The organism is Streptomyces sp. NPDC054047, assembly GCF_055585065.1.
In genome coordinates this window covers 310,098-330,646 of sequence record NZ_JBVJKV010000002.1, presented here as the reverse complement: position 1 = coordinate 330,646, position 20,549 = coordinate 310,098, and the positions used below count along the sequence as shown (strand labels likewise).

The following is a 20,549-nucleotide window of genomic DNA, read 5'->3' as shown; positions in this document are numbered from 1 at the left end:
TGACTCCGGGAGAAGCGATGCCAAGCCCGTCCAGAAGAACCGTGCTCGCCACCACCGGAACCGCGGTCGGCGGCGCACTGATGGCGGGCGGCCTGCCCGCCCAGGCCGCCGCCGCGTCACATGAGCCCACGGAGGTGAGCGCGCCCGGCGACCCCTGGCGCACCGTGCTCGACGACGCCGATCTGGTCTGGCAAAAGCTGCCGAAGACTTGGTACGAGGGCCCTTACCTCGGCAACGGCTTCCTCGGCTCGGGGATCTACGCCGAGCCGAGCACGCGGCCGAGCACGCAGCCCGGCGCACAGCAGGACGGCGCGACGACGGCACTGCGCTTCAACGTCCAGCACTCCGAGGTGCAGGACCTCCCCCAAGCTCTTAAGGAGCAGGGGGGACCCCCATCCCGAGTTCGGCTCCCTCTTCGGGCTCGCCCGCCTGCCGATCGGCCACTTCACGCTCGAACCCGTCGGCGCGATCACCGGCATCGACTGGCGCCTGCGGCTGCGTGACGCCGAGCTGACCGGCACCCTCACCACGGACAAGGGCACCCTGGAGCTCCGCGCGCAGGTGCACACCACGCGCTCCGTCCTCGCCGTCGAGGTCACCCCGAGCGCGGGCGAGCGCGGCTTCCGGTGGGTGTTCCACCCGGCGGATGCGATCAGCCCGCGCGCCGCGTTCAAGCCGCTGCCGGAGGGGTACGGGGGCAACCCGCCCGCCGAGGTCAAGGAGTACGACGGTGTCACGGCCGCCGTGCAGCCGCTGCTCGCGGGCGGCCAGCACGTCACCGCGTGGCGGGAGCGGACGCGGGGCGCGGCCAGGACGCTGTACGTGAACGTGGCGCACTCACACCCCGGGACGACGGCGCGCGACCGTGCGGTGCGGGCGGTGCGGAGTGCGGCGGGCCTCTCGTACGACGGTCTCGCGGCGTCGCACCGGGCCTGGTGGCACGCGTACTACCGCAAGAGCTTCCTGTCGCTGCCCGATGCCCGGATGCAGCGCTTCTACTGGATCCAGCTCTACAAGACGGCGGCCGCCGCCCGCCGCGACGCGCCGGTGATGGCGACCTGCGGTCCCTGGCTGGAGCCGACGCCGTGGCCCAACACCTGGTGGAACCTGAACGTGCAGCTGGAGTACTGGCTGATCCACGGCTCCAACCACCTCGAACTGGACGCCGTCACGCGCGCGTTGAGCGAGTTCCGGTCCAACCTCACCAAGGAGATGGCGGCCCCCTACCGCGCCGACTCGCTCGGCATCCCGCGCACCACGGACCCGTCCCTGGTGAACGGGGCATCGGTCACGGACGGCGGGTACGGAGTCGGCATCCCCGGCCAGGACCCTCCCCCAAACTCTCAAGGAGCAGGGGGGACCCCCAACTCCCGAGGTGGGCAACCTCACGTGGGCTCTGCACAACGTCTGGCTGAGCTACCGCCACACCATGGACAAGTCGATCCTGCGCGACGTGCTCTTCCCGCTCCTGCGCAAGGCGATCAACTACTACCTGCACTTCCTGGAGCCGGGCGCGGACGGCAAGTTGCACCTCCCGGCGACGTACTCGCCCGAGTACGGCGGCAATTCGCGCGACTGCAACTACGACTTGATGCTGCTGAGGTGGGGCTGCCGCACCCTGCTGGAGGCCTCTGAAATCCTGGGCGTGGAAGACGATCTGGCGCCGCGCTGGAGGGAGGTGGGCAGCAGGCTGGCCGCGTACCCGGCCGACGCGAACGGCTACATGATCGGCGCGGACATCCCCTTCGCGAAGTCGCACCGCCACTACTCCCACATGCTCGCGGTGTACCCGCTGTACGAGGTGACGGGCCGCACGGCGGACGAACGCGCCCTGATCGAACGGTCCTTGGCCCACTGGGTGGGCTTCGAGGGAGCCCTGCAGGGCTATACGTTCACGGGCGCCGCGTCCATGTCGGCGCTGCTCGGCAAGGGCGAGGACGCGCTGAAGTACCTCGGGCAGCTGATGTCGCGCTTCATCCAGCCCAACACCATGTACAAGGAGTCGGGCCCGGTCATCGAGACCCCGCTCTCCGCCGCGCAGTCCCTGCACGACATGGTCTGCCAGTCCTGGGGCGACGTCATCCGCGTCTCCCCCGCCCTGCCTGCGGCGTGGGCGGACCTCACGGTGCACAACTTCCGTACGCAGGGGGCGTTCCTGCTCAGCGCGGTGCGGAAGGGCGGGACGACCCGGTGGGTACGGCTCGTGAGCGAGGCGGGGGCACCGTGCGTGGTGCGGCACGGGATCGCGGGGGCGATCGAGGTGCGGGACGGGCGGGGGCGCCGGCTGTCGTACGAGGACGTGGGAGGGGGCGCCGTCAAGGTGGCCATCGGGCGGGGCGAGTCGGCGCTGATCACGGCCAGGGGCGACCGTCCGGATCTGCGGATCGCGCCGGTCGAACCGAACGGGGCGGCGCCGCGGTGGGGCCTGCCCGCGGCTTAGGCTCGCGCCATGACCGAATTCAGCGAGGCCGAGCGGGCGTACCTCAAGTCCCAGCGTCTGGGCCGGATGGCCAGCGTCGACGCGACGGGGCAGCCGCAGGCGAATCCTGTCGGGTTCTTCCCGCAGGACGACGGGACGATCTTGATCGGTGGTTATGCGCTGGGGACCACCAAGAAGTGGCGGAACCTACAGGGGAATCCGAAGGTGTCGCTGGTGGTGGACGACGTGGTGAGCGAGAGGCCGTGGAAGGTGCGGGGGGTCGACATCCGGGGCGATGCGGAACTCCTCACGGGACCGCACGAGTTGGGCCCTCACTTCAGTGAGGAGCTGATTCGGATTCATCCTCGGCGGATCCACAGCTGGGGGCTGGAGGAGTGAGGAGTCCCCCCGACCCCGCCCCTTCCCGAAAACCGTGCCTGCGCCCCGGGCCTACCTGGGGCTCCGCCCCAGACCCCGGACAAGATGTCCTCACACGCCGGACGGGCTGGATTTCCAGCCCGTCCGGCGTGTGAGGACGAACTCGGCGAAGCCGGTGATGACGGCAGCCAAGGCGGGGTTGGGGAGAATTCCCTACCCTGCCGCCAGCAAGTGCCGGACCCCATAGGACCGCCAAGGCCGCCACCCCTCACGCACATCCACCCCCGGCAAACCCACATCCGGATCCCCCAGAGCCCGCATCCGAACAACCGCCGCAACCCCCGCACCCACCCCCTCCAAGGCCAAGAGGCCCGCCTCCGCATCCTCCCGATCCGCCCCCGCGTCCAGCCGCACCCGCCCATCGGCAAGGGCAGTGGCCAACTCCCCCAGCGGCCCCGGCTCCCCGGCCAGTGCGCCCGGCTCCGGGAAGACGTGCGTCAGGGCTCCGCACGGTGCGTCCAGCGCCTTCCCGTACCGCTCCACCAGCACCGAGGCCTCCCCCCGCCCCACCAGCGCCCGCACCGCGAACTCCTCCGGATCCGCCGCACCCGGCGAGCGGAGGCCGGGGCGCGCCGCGACCAGCGGAGCGAGCCGCGCGTCCGCGCCGAGCCGCTCGTCCACCGCGTACGGGTCCGCGTCGAGGTCGAAGAGCCGCCTCAGCCGCTGCACGGCGGTCGTGAGGTCCCGCAGATCGGTCAGGTGGAGCCTGGCGTCCAGCCAGCCGCCCGGCCCGTGGTCGCTCTCCTCGACGGCCACGATCCCCGTGCCGTACGGCAGCCGCAACGTACGCCGGTACGTCCGACCGCCCCGCTCCCCGCTCACCTGCTCGACGCCTGCGACGGCCTCATCGGAGAGCAGGTCGAAGACCGCACCGGCCTGGTAGGCCCCCCGGTAGGCGAGCCGCAGCGGCACCCCGGCCGCCGGGGTCGCCCGCCCCGCGCCCCCGCCACGCGGCGCAGCGGCCCGCAGCGCGGTGGGCGTCAGGGCGTACACCACCCGGATCGTGTCGTTGAACTGCCGCACGCTGGCGAACCCCGCGGCGAACGCGATCTCCGTGATCGGCAGATCCGTGGTCTGCAGCAACACCCGTGCGGTGTGGGCGCGTTGGGCCCGGGCGAGCGCGACGGGCCCCGCGCCCAGCTCGGCGGTGAGCTGGCGCTGCACCTGCCGGGCGCTGTAGCCGAGCCGCACGGCGAGACCGGAGACGCCCTCGCGGTCGACGACACCGTCACCGATCATGCGCATGGCGCGGCCTACGACGTCCGCGCGTACGTTCCACTCCGCGGACCCCGGCACGGCGTCCGGGCGGCAGCGGCGGCAGGCCCGGAATCCGGAGCCCTGGGCGGCTGCCGCGGTGGTGTAGTAGCGGACGTTCTTGCGCTTCGGGGTGACGGCGGGGCAGCTGGGCCGGCAGTAGATGCCGGTGGTCTCGACGGCGAAGAAGAACTCCCCGTCGAAGCGCGCGTCGCGGCTGCGAACCGCCTCGTACCTGGTCTCTTCATCGATCACGTCTCCCAGTGTGCGACGCCGCCGACGCTTCGGCTGGCGGAATTCGGACGCCACGCTGGACGGAACGGGCCACGCCTCCAGGCGGGCCGCGGCGCGATCGCCCGCCGCGGCGCAGGCTCTCCGCCGCCGGAGGCCGGCGGCGGGGCGGGTGCTCGCACCGCACCCGCCCCGCGCCGCCGCCCCTAGCGGATCCGGCCCCGCTTCGCCTCCATGGCCGCCTTGCCCTCCGCGCCCCGCAGTTTCCACATGCGGCGCATGTCCGCCCGGAGCTTCGCGTCCGTCTTGGCGACGATGCGCTGGTTCTCGCGGATCAGCTTGCGGTAGCTGTCGAGGCGGCGGTCCGGGAGCGTGCCGTCCTCCACGGCCGCGAGGACCGCGCAGCCGGGCTCGGCGGTGTGGGCGCAGTCGTGGAAGCGGCAGTCGGCCGCGAGCTCCTCGATCTCGGAGAAGACCTGGCCGACGCCCGACCCCGCGTCGAAGAGGCCGACACCTCGCAGGCCCGGCGTATCGATGAGGACGCCACCTGCGGGGAGCACCAGGAGGTTGCGGGTCGTCGTGGTGTGGCGGCCCTTGCCGTCCACGTCACGGGCGGCGTTGACGTGCATGACGTCCTCGCCGACCAGGGCGTTGGCCAGGGTCGACTTGCCCGCTCCGGACTGGCCGAGCAGGACGGACGTGCCGCCGGAGACGACGGCACAGAGGATGTCGACTCCTTCTCCCGTCGTGGCGCTGACCGGGAGCACCTGCACGCCGGGTGCCGACGTCTCCACGTCCTCGACCAGGTAGGACAGGCCCGTGGCGTCCGGGACCAGGTCGGCCTTGGTGAGGACGACCAGGGGCTGGGCCCCGGACTCCCAGGCCAGGGCCAGGAACCGTTCGATCCGGCCGAGGTCGAGCTCGACGGCGAGCGAGACCGCGATGATCGCGTGGTCGACGTTGGCCGCGAGGATCTGCCCCTCGGACCGCTTGGACGAAGTGGAGCGCACGAAGGCGGTGCGGCGCGGCAGCAGCGTACGGACGTACCGCGGGTCGCCGCCCTCGGGGTCGAGCGCGACCCAGTCGCCCGTGCACACGACCTTCATCGGGTCGCGGGGCACGACGAACTCGGTGTCGGCCCGCACGGTGCCGTCGGGGGTGACCACGTCGCACTGACCGCGGTCGACCCGCAGGACACGGCCGGGCAGCAGGCCCTGCGCCGCGTACGGGGTGAAGTCGGCTTCCCAGTTCTCGTCCCAGCCGTAGGGCGCGAGAGGGTGCGAAGTCGGAGAAGAAGAGGAAGAAGGCTGCTGGGATGCAGAGGAAGACAAGGGGGACCCTTCACAGGGGTGGCCCCGGCGCACGCGCACACTGGCGCGGAAAAGAGGAAGGTCAGCCGGTGACCACGGAGGTGGAATGAACGGACTTCTCGATGCGGGCAGCGCCCATCTCAACGACAGCCATCGGTCACACCTCCTGGTACACACTCAACCGGCACCGGCAGCCAGAGAGGCCGCCGGGCGAACAGAAGGAACCCTAGCTCCGGGCTCAGGCGGAGCGCCAGCTCTTTTCGGGGCCGGGCCCGGCAGCTGCTGCCGCGCCCACCGCGGGCTGCTCGGAGACCGCCGTACGGGCCCCGCGCACGGCGGAGAGCGGTGTGGGCGCGAGCGTCTTGCGCAGGTTGGTGCGCATCGTCGACGCCGCGTCGAGCACGTAGTTCTGCCGGACCTTCCAGGGGCCGCGGTCGCCCTGCCGGGGGAAGGCGTCGATGGAGCGCTGGACGTATCCGGAGGCCAGGTCGAGCAGCGGGCGTTCGTTGAGGGTGCTGGTGGGCCTCGGCTCCACCGCCGCGTAGTCGTTATCGCGCATGTGGTTGAGCACCTTGCACACGAGGCGCGACGTGAGGTCGGCGCGCAGGGTCCAGGACGCGTTGGTGTAGCCGATGCAGACGGCGAAGTTCGGGACGCCCGTCATCATCGCGCCGCGCCACACGAACTGCCGGTTCAGCTCCACGGGTTCGCCGTCGACGTGCGGCGCGATGCCGCCGAAGGCGAGCAGTTGGAGTCCGGTGGCGGTCACGACCACGTCGGCCTCCAGGACGCGGCCGGACTTCAGCCGGATGCCCTCGGGGACGAAGCGGTCGATGTGGTCGGTGACTATCTCGGCCTCGCCCGTCTTCAGGACCTGGAACAGATCGGCGTCGGGCACCGCGCACAGCCGCTGGTCCCACGGGTCGTACGACGGCGTGAGGTGGTCGGCGACCAGTTGGTCGTCCTTGACGATGCGCTTGTTGAGGCCGGTGAGCACCCGCCGCGCGACCTTCGGGCTGCGGCGGCAGAACTGGTAGAGGCCGATGGCGAAGAGGATGTTCTTCGTCCGTACGACCCGGTGGGCCGCGTTCGCGGGCAGTACGGCGCGGATGCCGTCGGCCAGGATGTCCCGCGAGGGCAGCGAGCCGATCCAGGTCGGGGTGCGCTGCAACATGGTGACGTGCGCGGCGCTCCGCGCCATCGCGGGCACCAGCGTGACGGCGGTGGCGCCGCTGCCGATGACGACCACGCGCTTGCCCGCGTGGTCCAGGTCCTCGGGCCAGAACTGCGGGTGCACGACCGTGCCGGCGAAGGAGTCGACGCCCGCGAACTCGGGGGCGTGTCCCTGGTCGTAGTCGTAGTAGCCCGCGCAGGAGTAGAGGAAGTCGCAGGTGACGGTGGTCAGGGTGCGGCTGCCGTCCTCCCCGGTGCGTTCCAGGGTCACCGTCCAGCGTGCCGTCGCGGTGGACCAGTCGGCGCCGACGACCTTGGTCCCGTAGCGGATCCGGCGGTCGATGCCGAACTCCGCGGCGGTCTCCTTGATGTAGCTCAGGATGGACTCCCCGTCGGCGAGCACCTTCGACTCGCGCCAGGGCTTGAAGGCGTAGCCCAGGGTGAACATGTCGGAGTCCGAGCGCACCCCGGGGTAGCGGAACAGGTCCCACGTACCGCCCATGGACTGCCGCGCCTCGATGATCGCGTACGAACGCTCGGGGCACTCGGTCTGCAGCCGGTAGGCGGCGCCGACGCCGGAGAGACCGGCGCCCACGATCACCACGTCGATGTGCTCGATGCCGTCGTGCTCGCCCGGGGCGTCGGTGCTGCCGGTACCGGCGGTGCTTGAGTCTACGGAGTGCGTCATTCCTTCAGTGTCCGGAAGCACACCCGGCAGGAATTGACCCGGGACGACAGATCTTTGACCCTGGACGACATGTCCGTGATCAGATCGGCGGGGCTGCGCGGCTTCCGCGCCACGGTGGCGGAGCTCGGCGGTGACGCCGAGTTCTACGCCCGGCAGGCGGGCTGCCCCGTCGCCGCGCTCGACGGTGACGACCTCCTGGTGCCCGAGGAGGCGATGGCCGCCGTACTCGAACTGGCCGCCGAGGATCTCGGCTGTCCTGATCTGGGCCTGCGCATAGCGGCCCGGCAGGACCTGGGCATGCTCGGCGCCCTGGCCCTCGCCATCCAGAACTCCGCCACGCTCGGGGACGCCCTGGAGTGCACCACGCGCTATCTGTTCGTCCACGCGCGCTCGCTGAGCCTCAGCCTGGAGCCCGATCCGTACGGCACGCCGGGGGTCGCCGCGCTGCGCTACGGCGTGCGTGAGGGCGTCGAGGCGCCGCCCCAGGGCATCGACCTCTCCCTGGGCTTCATGCACCGGGCCATCGTCTACCTGGTCGGCCCGTACGGCCTCGGCTCCGTCGAACTGCCGCATCCGCTGCTCGCCCCGCTGTCGGTGTACGAGGACTTCTTCGGCGTACCCGTGAAGACAAACCGCCCCGCGGCCCTGCTGCGGGTCCCGCTCAGCCTGGCCGACCGGCCGCTCGACGGCGGCAACGCCCATCTGCGCCGCCTCGCGCTCGCGCACCTGGACGAGCAACTGCCCAAGGAGCGGACGGACGTCGTCAGCGGCGTCCGCGCCGTCGTCGAGCGCTCGCTGGGCACCTCACCGCCGGAGATCGACACCGTCGCGCGCCTGCTGAACGTCCATCCGCGGACCCTGCAGCGCCGGCTGCGCGCCGCGGGCACTACCTTCGCCGCGGTGCTGGACGAGGAACGCCGCGGCGCCGCCCGCCGCTATCTCGTGGAGACCGACCTGCCGCTGGGCCAGGTCGCCCTGCTCCTCGGCCTCTCCGAGCAGTCGGCCCTGAACCGCTGCTGCCGGCGCTGGTGGGGCGTGACGCCGCGAGCGGTGCGGGCGCGCGGCTACGGAGCCGCCGAGCCGTCGGCCTCCTGAAGCAGTCGCGTACGGAAGAGGTCGAGGACCTCGTCGAGCGCGGCCCGCGTCGGCTGCCCCGGCGCGTCGACGAGGTGCTCGGTCAGGACGGAGTGCGGCGGCAGGACGCCCTCGGGGTTGGCGTCGCCGTCGTCGAGCTCGACGGCGGTGAACGCATCGCCGAGCTCGCGGCGCAGGAAGGCGAACCGGTCGCCGGGAACCAGCCGGTCGCCCCGGAACCGCGCCCCGAGGACCCGCAGCCCGTCCCGCTCGCAACGGCCCTTCACCACGGCTAGTTCCTCGTCGGAGATGTCGATGGCGCACGCACGGCGGCCGGTGACGGCCAGCGGCAGCGAGGGCTGGGAGAGGACCGGCGCGAGGAGCCGGTCGTCGGTGGCCATCGCCAGGGCGAAGCCGCCGGTGAGGCACATGCCGACGGCCCCGACACCCGGGCCGCCGCAGCGCTCGTGCTCGTGCGCGGCCAGGGCGCGCAGCCAGGTCACCACGCGCGAACTGCGGCCGGTGGCCAGCAGGTTGAATTCCCGGCTCACGCACACCTTCAGGACGGACGACGCCGTGTAGAGCCCCGACCGCAGCGAACCGTGGGCCGTGGGGTGGGCGTCCCGGCCCGGCGTGCCGAACAGGACGGGGAGCACCGCCGTGCAGCCGATGGCGGCGACCTTCTCGGCGAAGGCGAGGACCTTGGGGGTGATGCCAGGGATCTCCGCCATCACGACGACGGCGGGGCCTTCACCGCGCCGCAGGATCTTGCGGGTGGTGCCCTCGTGCGTGAACCGGCTCCGGGTGAATCCCGTCAGGTCGTGGTCAGCCACGGATCACAGCCTCCAACTCGGCGTCCGGCACAGGATGTTGTCGTACGGGATCACCGTACGGCGCGGCTTCGCCCGCCGGTCGCCCCGGCCTGCGGCCATGGACGCGGGAAGGTTGAGCGGAGGGTGTGATTCCGGCCAGAATCGTCCGCCGAACGGGCCGCTATCTGGCTTGTCTTGTCGTGGACCAAGTAGATGCCCCAGGCATCCAATGAGAGAGGTAAAAGGAGCCTCTCCGCTTGTGAGGTACGTCCATGACGGAATCAGTCGCGTCCGAACCAGTCGCCTTCCCGCAGGACCGCACGTGTCCCTACCACCCGCCCACCTCGTACGAACCACTCCGCGAAGCCCGGCCGCTCTCCCGGGTCCGGCTGTTCGACGGCCGTTCCGTCTGGGTGGTCACCGGACAGGGAACGGCCCGTGACCTGCTCATCGACCCACGCCTGTCCACCGACCGCGAGAACGAGGCGTTCCCCGCGCCGACCGAGCGCTTCGCGAAGGTGAGCAACCGCCGAGTCGCCCTGCTCGGCGTCGACGACCCCGTGCACAACACGCAGCGCCGCATGCTGATCCCCAGCTTCTCCGTCAAGCGGATCGCCGCCCTGCGCCCCCGCATCCAGGAGACGGTCGACCGGCTCATCGACGCCATGGCCGCACAGGGTTCACCGGCCGAGCTGGTGAACGCGTTCGCGCTGCCGGTGCCCTCCATGGTGATCTGCGCCCTCCTCGGCGTCCCCTACGCCGACCACGAGTTCTTCGAGGAGCAGTCGCGCCGGCTGCTGCGCGGTCCGCGCGCCGAGGACACCGAGCGCGCCCGGGACGAACTGGACGCGTATTTCCACGCGTTGATCGACGGCAAGCGGAGGCAGCCGGGCGACGGGCTCCTGGACGAGCTCATCCACCGCCAGCTCTCCGAGGGTGCGCTCGACCGCGAGGAACTGGTCAGCCTGGCGACGATCCTGCTGGTGGCGGGGCACGAGACCACGGCGAACATGATCTCCCTGGGGACGTTCACACTCCTCCAGCACCCGGAGCAGCTCGCCGAACTGCGCGCCGAGCAGACGCTGATGCCCGCGGCGGTCGAGGAGCTGCTGCGCTTCCTGTCCATCGCGGACGGCATGCTGCGGGTGGCGAAGGAGGACATCGACGTCGCGGGAAGCACCATTCGCGCGGACGACGGCGTCATCTTCTCCACCTCCCTCATCAACCGCGACGGCACGGCCTACGAGGCGCCGGAGGAGCTGGACTTCCACCGCGCCAACCGCCACCACCTGGCCTTCGGGTTCGGCATCCACCAGTGCCTCGGGCAGAACCTCGCCCGCGCCGAGATCGAGATCGCCCTGCGGACGCTCTTCCAGCGGATGCCGGACCTGCGCCTCGCGGTGCCCGCGCGGGAGATCCCGTTCAAACCGGGCGACACGATCCAGGGGATGCTCGAACTCCCCGTCATCTGGTAGGAGATGAACGTGCGGGTCCATGTGGAAAAGGAGCGGTGCGTGGGCGCCGGGATGTGCGCGCTCAACGCGCCGAGCGTCTTCACCCAGGACGACGACGGCTTCAGCGAGGTGCTCCCCGGCCGCGAGGACGGCGGCGGCGATCCCCGGGTGCGCGAGGCGGTGCGGTCCTGCCCGGTGCGGGCCGTCACCGTCGAGGAGTCCTCAGAGCCCTGAAAGTCCTGAGCGTCCTGAACGGGCCGGGCGGGCTCAGTGGTCACGCTGCCAGACGGCGAGGTCCTTGCGGCGCACGGAACGCACACCTGCGATGTCCGTGTCGTAGAGCTCGCCCGTCCAGCTCTCGCGCACCGAGTTCCGGGTGCTGCCGCCGAAGTTCTCCCGGAGCCAGTACCAGGGCTGGAGCGGCAGCCAGCACAGTCCGGCGAGCCAGCGGCGCAGGAGACGGACCGGTCCGGGGCGGCCCGCGTCGGCGGCGCGCATCACCCGTACGCCGAGGAGCAGCTTGCCGACGCTGCCCCGGAACAGCAGCGTCAGGACGCACTGGTTGGTGAAGGACACCACCGGAACGAGGGCGTAGAGCGTCCACCAGGGGCTGGTCTCCGGGGCAAGGCCGGCGATGCCCACCGCGCCGTACAGCGCGACGACCAGGTCGACGATCACCGCGAGAAAGCGGCGCGCGTCCCCGGCCAGGCCCGGCAGCCGCCGGGAGAGCAACTGCCCGCCGTACGGGATCTGTCCTCCGTACGGCGCCAGTTGCCGGCCGTGCCGCTGGTACGTCCCCCGTAGATCACTCATGTCGGCATCATGCCCCACTCCGGCGACAACACCCCAAACGCCCCAAGTGCGCGGGAACTAGCCGCGCAACGTCACCGTGAAGCTCCGTCCGTAGGCGTGGTGGGTGTCGACGTCGATCCGGGTCCCGCCGCGGGCCCGGCTCACGCGCACCCCCTCGTCGGCCGTGACCTCCCGCAGCAAGGGGCCGCGGAGCAGCACCGTGATCCTGTCGCGGTCCATCGTCGGATCGGACACCGCCACGGTGGTCGGGCCGCGCCGCTCGCGCCGCACGAGCACCGACGCGGGCCCCTCGATCCGGACCCCGGCGGCCTCATGGCGGCCCGCCGTGAAGCTGTTCGCGGCGGTCAGGCCCAGGCCCGCGTGGCTGACGGCCTGCAGGCGCACCGTGTTCGCGAGGACCTTCAGCGGCTGCCCGCCCCGGTAGGACCGCAGCCCCGCCTCGCCCGCGTTCGGCACCAGCGCGTAGGCCAGGGAGACCGGCCTCGCCCCGGCCTCGCGGTCCACGCTCACGCCGAGGACCGTGCGCGTCACCGCGGTGTCGGGGTTCGCGGTGCGGACGACGCGGCGGCTGCGGGTCACCGTGTCCAGGGCGACCCGCACCTTCGGGGTGTCCAGGAAGACGTAGCCGACGGAGGTGCGCTGCGTGGCGTTGGCGTAGCGCAGCCACCGGAGGTCGGCCGCGCCCGCGCCGCTCCACGGGCGGCCGTCGCGCCGCTCCCCCGTCACGGAGACCTGGTCGCCGGGGGCCGCGGTCCGCGCGTCGACCGTCGTCGTCACGGCCCGCCCCGCCGCGTCGCCCACGCCCGCCGCGAGCACCACGATCTCCTCGTCGAGCAGGAACCACGACTTGGTCGCCGTGGCGTTGCGGTGGACCACGAAGTCGTCCGGCAGCAACTCCCGGTCGCGGAAGGCGGCATCACTGGACTGCACGGCCCCGGCCGCGCCGTACGCCCCGAGGACGGCGCCACCCGAGTGCCGGTTGGTGCCGCGCGGGAAGTAGACGTACTTGTTCTGCGACTCGGAGGAGGAAGTGAAGTTCAGGGGGTGTCCGGGGTTGTCGTAGTACGGCTTGCCGTAGAGCTCGGGGACCGTCCCGCGCCGCTCGACGGGCGCGGTGACCCCCGCGAGGCCGTACGGCGAGACCGTGGTGAAGTAGTCGACTCCGTACGCCTGGGTCTGGTCCTGGCCGGAGAGGTAGAGGTAGTACGCGCCGTCGCCCTGGAACCACGGCATGAGGTTCTCGCCGCTCATGTACTCGTACTTGCTGATCCGGTCGGAGCTGCGCGCCAGCGCGAAGGCGTAGCCCGCTCTGCGGTGGACGTTCTTGTCCATGGCGTTGAAGGCGACGCTGCGCGAGACGGGGTTGAGGTCGGCGGGCGGGATTGAGGCGTCGCCGATGATGTCCGTGTAGCGCACGATGCTGATCGGTGAGACGAAGCTGGTCGGGTTGAGGGCGGCGCGCGAGGTCGCCCGGATGTGCTTCACATAGCTCTTCAGGGCGGTGGCGTCGGCGCCGGTGGACAGGGAGGAGAGGTCGACGACGGCCTCGACGACGACCGCGACGTCCACGTAGCCGCCGTCCGGCCGCGACACCGCGCGCCCCTTGACGATCTCCATCATCCAGCCCTCGAAGATAAGCGGCGCGAAGCCGTCGCGCACCCACTTGTGGACGGTCGGCACCAGCTCCTCGCCGTGCGCGAAGCCCGTGCCGTCGAGGATCTTGAGGGTCTGCACGACCCGCGTGAGCAGGCCCTTTCCGTACGAGCCCGTATAGGCGACGGAGGCGTGCTGGATGAAGGAGCCGTCCGCGTAATGGCCGTCCGTCACCCCGTGGTCGAGGTGGTAGGGGTCGATGGTGACGAAGACCGTCAGCTGGTCGGTGAGGGCCTTGCGGATGCGGGCCTCGCCGCCCGCGCCCAGGAGCGCGCCCTGCAGGATGCGGTTGGTGGTGATGTCGGCGAGGTTGGCGCCGGTGTGGAAGCGCGAGTCGAGGTTCACGTCCCCGTCGGTGCCGTTGCGCAGATAGGCGTCCATCGAGGCGACGTACGTGGCGATGAGGTCGGGCCGATAGGTCCGCACCTCGTCGACGAGGAGGGCCAGAGCCTTGCTGACGTGCTGGGAGATGCCGATCTCCCAGTTGAACCAGTTGCCGTAGTAGCCCTTGGACTGGTCGCCGTAGAAACGTTCGTGCAGCCAGACGAGGGCGTCGATCACCCGGCGCTGCACGGCGGTGTTGCCGTAGAGGTCGGAGGGGGTGCCCGGGGTGCGGGTGGCGAGGGCGATCTCGTACAGCCGCCTGAAGGCCGTGTTGAGGTTGGCGTCGTCCGTGCCGAGCGCCAGGCCGGCGAAGAGCTCGCCCTCGCCCGCGTCGTCCATCGACTTCAGGTTCGTCCGCGCGGTCCTGTCCACGACGGCGAGCTTGGCGGCCGTCTCGGGGCGCGCGTTGGACTCGGCGGTCCCCGCGAAGATCCCCACGGTGTTGGCCAGGAGGCGCGCGCTGTCCGCCGCGGCCTGTGCGGCGGACACGGGCAGCGCGGGGACCACCGCCAGGAGTCCGGCGGCCGACAGGGCGGACAGCAGGCGTCTGCGGGTGATGTCCATGGCGACCTCCGCCGGTGAGTAGGTGCTCTGGCGTTCTGGCGGGCGGAGTCAAGCAGATGCCCCGGTCGGCGACAAGGGTGTGCTCCGCCGCTCGGCGGCACGGCACCGATCGGACCGGCAGCCGATAGGCTCGACGGTGTGAGGTCGGAACAGCACGCATCAGGGCCGTACGCCATCGTGGCTGTCGCGTCGTCCGCCGGAGGCATTCAGGGCCTGGGCGAGCTTCTGGGCGGGCTCGGGCCCGATCTGCCGGTGCCGGTGCTCGTGGTCCAGCACCTTGATCCGCGCCACCGCACCCTCCTCGCGGAGGTTCTCTCCCGGCGCACCGAGCTCTATGTGAAGCTGGCGGAGGACCAGGAGCCCGTTAATCCGGGGACCGTGTATCTGGCACCGCCCGACCGGCACCTCCTGGTGGGCCCGGACGGCGTGCTCACGCTGTCGAACAGCGAACTCGTGCACTTCGTGCGCCCATCGGCGGACCTGCTCTTCGAGTCGGTGGCCGGGGCGTACGGCTCGGGGGCCATCGTCTGTGTGATCACCGGTACCGGCGTGGACGGCTCGATGGGCGTGGAGGCGATCAAGTCGCGCGGCGGCACCGTGATCGCCGAGGACCCGCGGACCGCGCAGTTCACGGGGATGCCGAAGGCGGCGATCGACACCGGCTCCGTGGACTTCGTACTCCGTATCGAGGAAATCGCCGCGGCCATCCGCGGACTGGTCGAGGACAAGAGGCAGTGATGAGCGAGTCGCCCGGCGCCGGGACAGAGCAGGGCGCCGAACAGGGGGCGCAGGAACGGCCGGAGCAGGCGAGCGAGTCCGACCAGGTGCGTGAGGCCGAGCGGGTGAGTGAGGCGGAACAGGAGCGTCAGACGGAGCGGGCGCAGGAGAGCGGCCAGGAGACGGGTCGGCCGCCGCGCGGGGCGCAGGCCGACGGGCTCGTCGACCAGGGTCTGGAGGATCTCCTGCGGTTCATCCGGGACGCGCGCGGCTTCGACTTCACCGGGTACAAGCGGTCCACGCTGGGCCGCCGCATCCGCAAGCGGATGGGCGACGTCGGTCTGCCGGACTACAGCGACTACCGCGATCTCCTGGAGACCGACACGGACGAGTTCCGTGCGCTGTTCAACACGATCCTGATCAACGTCACGTCGGTCTTCCGCGACCCGGAGGCCTGGGGGCTCCTCAAGCGCGACGTGCTGCCCGCGCTGATCGCGGAGGCCGGGCCCGACGACGAGATCCGGGTGTGGAGCGCGGGCTGCTCCAGCGGCGAGGAGGCGTACTCGCTGGCCATCCTCTTCGCGGAGCAGATCGGCATCGAGGAGTGCGTGCGCCGCGTCAAGATCTACGCCACGGACGTCGACGAGGAGGCGCTGCGCGACGCGCGCCTCGGCCACTACCCCGCGAAGACCCTCGCGCCGCTCTCCAAGGAGCTGCGCGACAAGTACTTCGAGCGGTACGGCACGCAGTGCGTCTTCCGGACCGATCTGCGGCGCCGGGTCATCTTCGGGCGCCACGACATCACCCGCGACGCCCCGATCTCGCGCCTGGACCTTCTCGTCTGCCGCAACACGCTGATGTACTTCAACGTCGAGGCGCAGACCAAGATCCTGGACCGCTACCACTTCGCCCTGCGCCAGGGCGGCTATCTCTTCCTCGGCAAGGCCGAGATGCTGCTGAACGACGGGGAGCGGTTCGAGGCGGTCAGCATCCGCCAGCGCGTCTTCCGGCGCCGCCCGGGAATCAGCTCACCGCCCTATCCTTCGCACCCCGCCAAGGAGCGGACCAGCGTCGCGGAGGAGCAGCAACAAGCCAGCCGCACACGGCAGTTGCTCGACCTGATCCTGGACGCGTCGCCGGGTGCGAGCGTCGCCCTGGACGGCGACGGCACCGTCATGCTGATCAACAACGGGGCCCGCGCCCAGTTCGGCCTGACCTCCAACGACATGGGCCGCCCGTTCCAGGACCTGGAGCTCTCCTACCGGCCCACCGAGCTGCGCTCCCTGATCGACCAGGCCACGCACGAGCGCCGGACGCTCCAGGTACACGGGGCCGAGCGCCGCCTGGGCAACGAGCTGCAGTACTTCGACATCGACATCCAGCCGATCATGGGCGGCCCCGGCCTGCCGGTCGCGATCAACGTCACCTTCACGGACGTCACGCAGGCCACCAAGCTCAGGTCCGAGATCAAGCGGGTCCGCGAGGACCTGGAGACGGCCTACGAAGAACTCCAGTCGACGAACGAGGAACTGGAGACCACCAACGAAGAACTCCAGTCGAGCATCGAGGAACTGGAGACGACCAACGAAGAACTCCAGTCGACGAACGAGGAACTGGAGACCACCAACGAAGAACTCCAGTCGGGCAATGAAGAGCTGGAGACGATGAACGACGAGATGCGGCTGCGCACCACGGACCTGGACGAGGCCAGGGCCTTCCTGGAGGGTGTGGTGAGCAGCATCGCGGCGGGGGTGGTGGTCCTCTCCGCCGACCTGCGGGCCAGGAGCTGGAACCGCGGCGCGGTCGATCTGTGGGGGCTGCGCCCGGACGAGGTCCTCGGCGAGCAGTTCTTCGCCCTGGACTTCGGGCTGCCCACCGGCCAACTGCGTGATGTCATCCAGGAGTGCGTCGCGTCGGGCAAGCGGTCCGGTCCCGTGGTCATCCCGGCGGTGAACCGCATCGGACGCCACATCGACTGTTCGGTCATCTGTTCCCCGTTCGACGGCCACAACGGCGGTGTCGTCCTCCTGATGGAAGACCTCTCGAACGAAGGCGGCAACTGAACCGGTACGTCGTATTCTGTGAACATGAGCTCCAGGCAAGGCAGTTCCGGGCTGCCGGGCGGTCAGGCAGAGGCCGCCTGGCAGAGAGCGGATCGGGCCGCTGAACGCGCCGTGCAGGAAACGGCGAACGCCGAGCGGCACGACCGGCTGTTCGTGGAGAGCGGGCGCGACCTCCACGCGGCGATGGCGACGCGGCACCGCGCGGTCGCCGAGCGGCACGAGACCACGGCCCGCCTCCAGCGGGCATACGCGCGGCGGCTTGCGGAGGCGGAGGGGAGGGGCGGTCTGCGCCCTCTCTTCATGGCGGGGGTCGCGGAAGCCTGCGGGACACTCAGCGCCGCCCTCACCCTCGTCGGAGCGGACCTGAGCCAGCTCGCGGTCGCCGCCTCGGACCGGTCGTCGCGCGGCGCCCAGGATCTGGAGTACGTCCTGACCGCGGGCCCCGGTCGCGACGCGGTCCGCAGCCGCCGTGCGGTGTACGCGTCGGGCCCGGCGCTCGAAAGGCGCTGGCCCGGTTACGGCTCCGGGCTCGCCGCCCTCGGGTTCACGTCCGTCGCGGCGCTGCCGCTGAAGGTGTTGTCGGACTGCATAGGCGCGCTCACCGTCTTCGATCCCCCCTCGGCGCTCGCCAGAGCGGGGAAGTTCCGCGAGGTCGCCGACGCACTGGCGGACGGCATCCTGATCGGCCCCGACTCCGATCCCTGCCTCTACGGCGGCGCGGACCTGCGGGCCGTGGTCCACCAGGCCGCCGGTGTGCTGTCCGAGCAGTCGGGCAGTTCGGTCGGTGACGCCCTGGCGCTCATCAAGGCGCGGGCGTTCGCCCTGGGGGTGCCCCTCGAATCGGTGTCCCGGCGCGTGATCTCCGGGGAACTGAAGCTCCACTAGCCCTCGCCCCACCGCCCCGATCGCGATTGATAGCGTCACTCATCGATCGTGATGTGTGATCTTGCTGTCGGCTCTACGGGGAAGGGGAGCGCGTGCCCGGGATGCGTGACGTCCAAAGGCGTACGTGGCTGCTGCTGGCAGGCGGGGCCGCGCTGCTGCTCATGGTCGCCGGTACCGGGATCGCCGTGTCGCGCTCCCAGGAGCGCGACGACCTCCGCGCCGCCAACCACGACCAGCTGGCCCGCGCCTGCGAGGGCCTGCTCCCCGGTGAGCTGAGCGACTTCGTGCCGGACGACTCGGCGGGCGTACTGGACGAGTACGGCACGCTGCTCGCACCGCGGCAGCAGAGCCGGGCGCTGCTCGACTGCACGCTGACGTGGGGCGGCGGCCGCGGGGAGCCGGACGCGCAGGCGGGGGTGCGGGCCCAGGCGGTGCTCGGCAAGACCGACGCGCCGGGCGGCGGCTTCGAACTGCCGCTGCCCAGCGGTGCCTTGGGTGGCATATCCGTCGAGGAGCGGCTGGACGGCAGCCAGGTGTCGGCCACCCTGCTCACCGAATGTCCCAAGGGCCTGAGCGGGCGGGTCCGGCCGTCGAAGGATCTGCTCGTCTCGGTGGAGCTGCCCTCGCACGCCGACAGCGAGTACGCCGTCCCGAAGGCCGACCGGCTCCTGGCGTCGAGCACGGCGGTCCGGGTCGCCGACTGGGTCAGCCGTGAACAGGGGTGCGGTGGACGACCGTTGGCTGACACCGAGGAACCGAAGGGCTCCGACGCGCTCTGCGCCTGGCTCTCCCCCAAGGCGCTGAAGTTCGCGCCGGGCACATGGAAGTTCCGCGAGAACGACACGACGTACAGCAGGCGCGCCGGGTCGTGCGGCGGGCGGTCGGACGACGAAGACCGCTGGTCGGCCGAGCCGACGACCAAGGCGGCGAGCGCGCAGAGCTGGTCCGGTGTCCTCGCGCCGGGCGCGTACGAGAGGTTCACCGGCAGCGGCGACGTCCCCGGGTCCGAACTCGACCCGCACAAGCCGGATTCCGCAGGCGGGCTGACCGTCGAGCGGTCGGGCGACGATCCGCTGCTCGCGCTCTGGGCGCGGTCGGTGTGCGACGGCGGTCCGACGTTCCACCGGGTCACCGTGACGCCCGCGCTCGACTTCCAGAACCAGGACAAGGTCGTGCTGGACAAGAAGGACCAGCGGCGCGTCTCCGCGGACGCGCGGGCCGTGCTCGACCGCTATCTGGCGGCGGACGACGGCTGGCCGCGGCGCTCGCACTGCGCGGACACCGAGATCATGGGAGAGGTGGAGCAGTGGCGGGGCTGACCTTGCGGTCCGGGGCCCGACGGAAGCTCACCACGGCTGGTGGGGCGGTGCTCGCCCTGGCGCTGGTGGCGGGCGGGTACTTCTGGTTCGGCGGTGGCTACGACCGGTGGGTGGCGCAGCGCCTGGTGGGCGGGGCCTGCGCGGGGGTGCTCCCGGCCACCGAAGTGCGTGACGTACTGGGCGAGGGGCCCTTCAAGGACGAGACGCGCGACCGGGCGGACGGCGAGCTGAGCGACGCCTCGCTGCGCGTGGAGTGCACGATCGCCCGCGACGACGACGAGGACAGCTCCGCGCGCGAAGGCTCGGTCTCGGTGAGCGTGCGCGCGGTGCCGGAGCGGGTGGCGAAGGACGACGACGGCCTGGACGCGCGGCAGCGGCGCGACGAGGCCTTCGCCGGCCAGTACAGCGGGGTGTACCCGGACGTCTACCCCACCCTGCCGCCGGTCGCGGTCGGCGCCGGCTGGAACGGCCTGTTCACCACCGGGGAGTCGGGCGGCGACGCGTCGGCCACCACCGCGGTCCTCCTCGACTGCGCCCGTGGCCGCGGCGGACTTCTGGTCACCGTCGACACCAAGGACGAGGACGTGTCCCTGGACGACCCCCGGCAGCGCACCGCCTTCGCCCGGATCGCCACCGCGACGGCGGCCAACGCATCCGGCCACTGGGGCTGCGACGCCGACCTGGGCAAGGCCCCGCGCACGGTGCCGCTGCCGGTGGACACGGACGAGTCCGTGCCGCTCACCGAGGCCGCCGCGTCCTGCCGGGGCGTTCCGGGGCGCGGCTCCGGGACGGCACTGGCGTGGGAGGGCGCGCGGCGCGGGACGCCGGTCGAGGTGTGCGTGCTGGGGCCCGGGAGCGTGACGGGGGACGGCCTTCCGGTGGCCGGGTCGAGCGACGACGTGGGCGGGCGGTATCGGCTGAGCGCCTCCTACGGCCCGTACGCGCAGGACGAGCGGTACCGCTTCCAGGACCGCTTCAGCTACCTGGCGCCGGGCCGCGTCCCCGGCGCGTCGCCCTCGGGACGCTTCCCCGATGGCGGCTACTGGGTGAGCGCGGCGTGCGAGAAGGGCGGCGAGCGGGCCCTGTTCACCGTCGAGCCGCCGGGGTCCGACTCGCCCTCGTACGAGCAGGACGGGAAGGCCGAACCCACGTCCGCCGACCGTGCCTACCAGCGCGCCGCCCTCAAGGCGTTCGCGGAAGGCTCGGCGAAGGCGCACGGCTGCGGGAAGCCCGCCCCCGTGCGGCCCTGACCCGACTCGGCCGTGCCCTGACCTGAGTCGGCCGTGCCCTGACCTGAG

The 20,549-nt window shown here is 71.5% G+C and carries 17 protein-coding genes; 11 read left to right on the top strand and 6 right to left on the bottom strand.

What is annotated here, in order from left to right:
- The first annotated feature begins 41 nt into the window (after window positions 1-41).
- The 3 genes from ACZ6ZP_RS08135 to ACZ6ZP_RS08125 all read left to right on the top strand — a co-directional run bounded on the left by ACZ6ZP_RS08135 (window position 42) and on the right by ACZ6ZP_RS08125 (window position 2,818).
- On the top strand, window positions 42-503 hold the full coding sequence (locus ACZ6ZP_RS08135; RefSeq protein ID WP_384311902.1) for a hypothetical protein: 462 nt from the start codon (window positions 42-44) through the stop codon (window positions 501-503).
- Window positions 504-1,429: 926 nt separating this feature from the next.
- On the top strand, window positions 1,430-2,440 hold the full coding sequence (locus ACZ6ZP_RS08130) for a glycosyl hydrolase family 95 catalytic domain-containing protein (protein WP_469406030.1): 1,011 nt from the start codon (window positions 1,430-1,432) through the stop codon (window positions 2,438-2,440).
- A 9-nt stretch (window positions 2,441-2,449) separates the two neighbouring features.
- Window positions 2,450-2,818 carry a PPOX class F420-dependent oxidoreductase gene (locus ACZ6ZP_RS08125; protein ID WP_351158643.1) on the top strand — a complete coding sequence of 123 codons (369 nt, stop codon included), beginning with the start codon at window positions 2,450-2,452 and terminating at the stop codon, window positions 2,816-2,818.
- 192 nt (window positions 2,819-3,010) lie between these two features.
- Here the strand turns inward: ACZ6ZP_RS08125 and ACZ6ZP_RS08120 are convergent, their stop codons facing one another.
- From ACZ6ZP_RS08120 to ACZ6ZP_RS08110, 3 genes are all read right to left on the bottom strand, one after another.
- Window positions 3,011-4,363 carry a DNA-3-methyladenine glycosylase 2 family protein gene (locus tag ACZ6ZP_RS08120; RefSeq protein WP_383817914.1) on the bottom strand — a complete coding sequence of 451 codons (1,353 nt, stop codon included), beginning with the start codon at window positions 4,361-4,363 and terminating at the stop codon, window positions 3,011-3,013.
- Between the two features lie 185 nt (window positions 4,364-4,548).
- Window positions 4,549-5,673 carry a ribosome small subunit-dependent GTPase A gene (gene rsgA / locus ACZ6ZP_RS08115; protein WP_366464032.1) on the bottom strand — a complete coding sequence of 375 codons (1,125 nt, stop codon included), beginning with the start codon at window positions 5,671-5,673 and terminating at the stop codon, window positions 4,549-4,551.
- 217 nt (window positions 5,674-5,890) lie between these two features.
- Window positions 5,891-7,513: a flavin-containing monooxygenase gene (locus ACZ6ZP_RS08110; RefSeq protein WP_469406028.1), complete on the bottom strand. Its 1,623-nt coding sequence runs from the start codon at window positions 7,511-7,513 to the stop codon at window positions 5,891-5,893.
- 69 nt (window positions 7,514-7,582) lie between these two features.
- Here ACZ6ZP_RS08110 and ACZ6ZP_RS08105 point away from each other — a divergent pair, with 69 nt between their 5' ends.
- Window positions 7,583-8,608: an AraC family transcriptional regulator gene (locus ACZ6ZP_RS08105; RefSeq protein WP_361474027.1), complete on the top strand. Its 1,026-nt coding sequence runs from the start codon at window positions 7,583-7,585 to the stop codon at window positions 8,606-8,608.
- On the opposite strand, the gene ACZ6ZP_RS08100 is transcribed toward ACZ6ZP_RS08105, so the two are convergent.
- The gene (locus tag ACZ6ZP_RS08100; RefSeq protein ID WP_383817333.1) at window positions 8,578-9,420 is read right to left on the bottom strand and encodes a dienelactone hydrolase family protein; all 843 of its coding nucleotides are present in this window, start codon (window positions 9,418-9,420) and stop codon (window positions 8,578-8,580) included. The two genes, ACZ6ZP_RS08105 and ACZ6ZP_RS08100, sit on opposite strands and share 31 nt — an antisense overlap.
- 251 nt (window positions 9,421-9,671) lie before the next feature.
- Here ACZ6ZP_RS08100 and ACZ6ZP_RS08095 point away from each other — a divergent pair, with 251 nt between their 5' ends.
- Both ACZ6ZP_RS08095 and ACZ6ZP_RS08090 read left to right on the top strand, forming a co-directional pair.
- Window positions 9,672-10,874, top strand: a complete 1,203-nt coding sequence (locus ACZ6ZP_RS08095) for a cytochrome P450 (RefSeq protein WP_351158632.1) — start codon at window positions 9,672-9,674, stop codon at window positions 10,872-10,874.
- 9 nt (window positions 10,875-10,883) lie between these two features.
- A complete protein-coding gene (locus ACZ6ZP_RS08090; RefSeq protein WP_351158630.1) occupies window positions 10,884-11,087 on the top strand; it encodes a ferredoxin in 204 nt (67 codons plus the stop codon).
- Between the two features lie 33 nt (window positions 11,088-11,120).
- Here the strand turns inward: ACZ6ZP_RS08090 and ACZ6ZP_RS08085 are convergent, their stop codons facing one another.
- Window positions 11,121-11,666, bottom strand: a complete 546-nt coding sequence (locus ACZ6ZP_RS08085) for an RDD family protein (RefSeq protein ID WP_469406026.1) — start codon at window positions 11,664-11,666, stop codon at window positions 11,121-11,123.
- A 57-nt stretch (window positions 11,667-11,723) separates the two neighbouring features.
- Window positions 11,724-14,267: a polysaccharide lyase family 8 super-sandwich domain-containing protein gene (locus ACZ6ZP_RS08080; protein WP_469406024.1), complete on the bottom strand. Its 2,544-nt coding sequence runs from the start codon at window positions 14,265-14,267 to the stop codon at window positions 11,724-11,726.
- Between the two features lie 138 nt (window positions 14,268-14,405).
- Between ACZ6ZP_RS08080 and ACZ6ZP_RS08075 the strand changes: the two genes are divergently transcribed.
- From ACZ6ZP_RS08075 to ACZ6ZP_RS08055, 5 genes are all read left to right on the top strand, one after another.
- On the top strand, window positions 14,406-15,005 hold the full coding sequence (locus tag ACZ6ZP_RS08075) for a chemotaxis protein CheB (protein WP_469406023.1): 600 nt from the start codon (window positions 14,406-14,408) through the stop codon (window positions 15,003-15,005).
- Window positions 15,005-17,047, top strand: a complete 2,043-nt coding sequence (locus ACZ6ZP_RS08070) for a CheR family methyltransferase (RefSeq protein ID WP_469406022.1) — start codon at window positions 15,005-15,007, stop codon at window positions 17,045-17,047. The genes ACZ6ZP_RS08075 and ACZ6ZP_RS08070 overlap by 1 nt, the downstream gene beginning before the upstream one ends.
- A gap of 24 nt (window positions 17,048-17,071) precedes the next feature.
- Entirely contained in the window at window positions 17,072-17,932 is an 861-nt protein-coding gene (locus ACZ6ZP_RS08065) for an ANTAR domain-containing protein (RefSeq protein ID WP_469406020.1), read from the top strand.
- Between the two features lie 101 nt (window positions 17,933-18,033).
- Window positions 18,034-19,251 carry a hypothetical protein gene (locus ACZ6ZP_RS08060; RefSeq protein WP_469406018.1) on the top strand — a complete coding sequence of 406 codons (1,218 nt, stop codon included), beginning with the start codon at window positions 18,034-18,036 and terminating at the stop codon, window positions 19,249-19,251.
- A complete protein-coding gene (locus tag ACZ6ZP_RS08055; RefSeq protein WP_469406017.1) occupies window positions 19,239-20,501 on the top strand; it encodes a hypothetical protein in 1,263 nt (420 codons plus the stop codon). The genes ACZ6ZP_RS08060 and ACZ6ZP_RS08055 overlap by 13 nt, the downstream gene beginning before the upstream one ends.
- The last annotated feature ends 48 nt before the right edge of the window (window positions 20,502-20,549 follow it).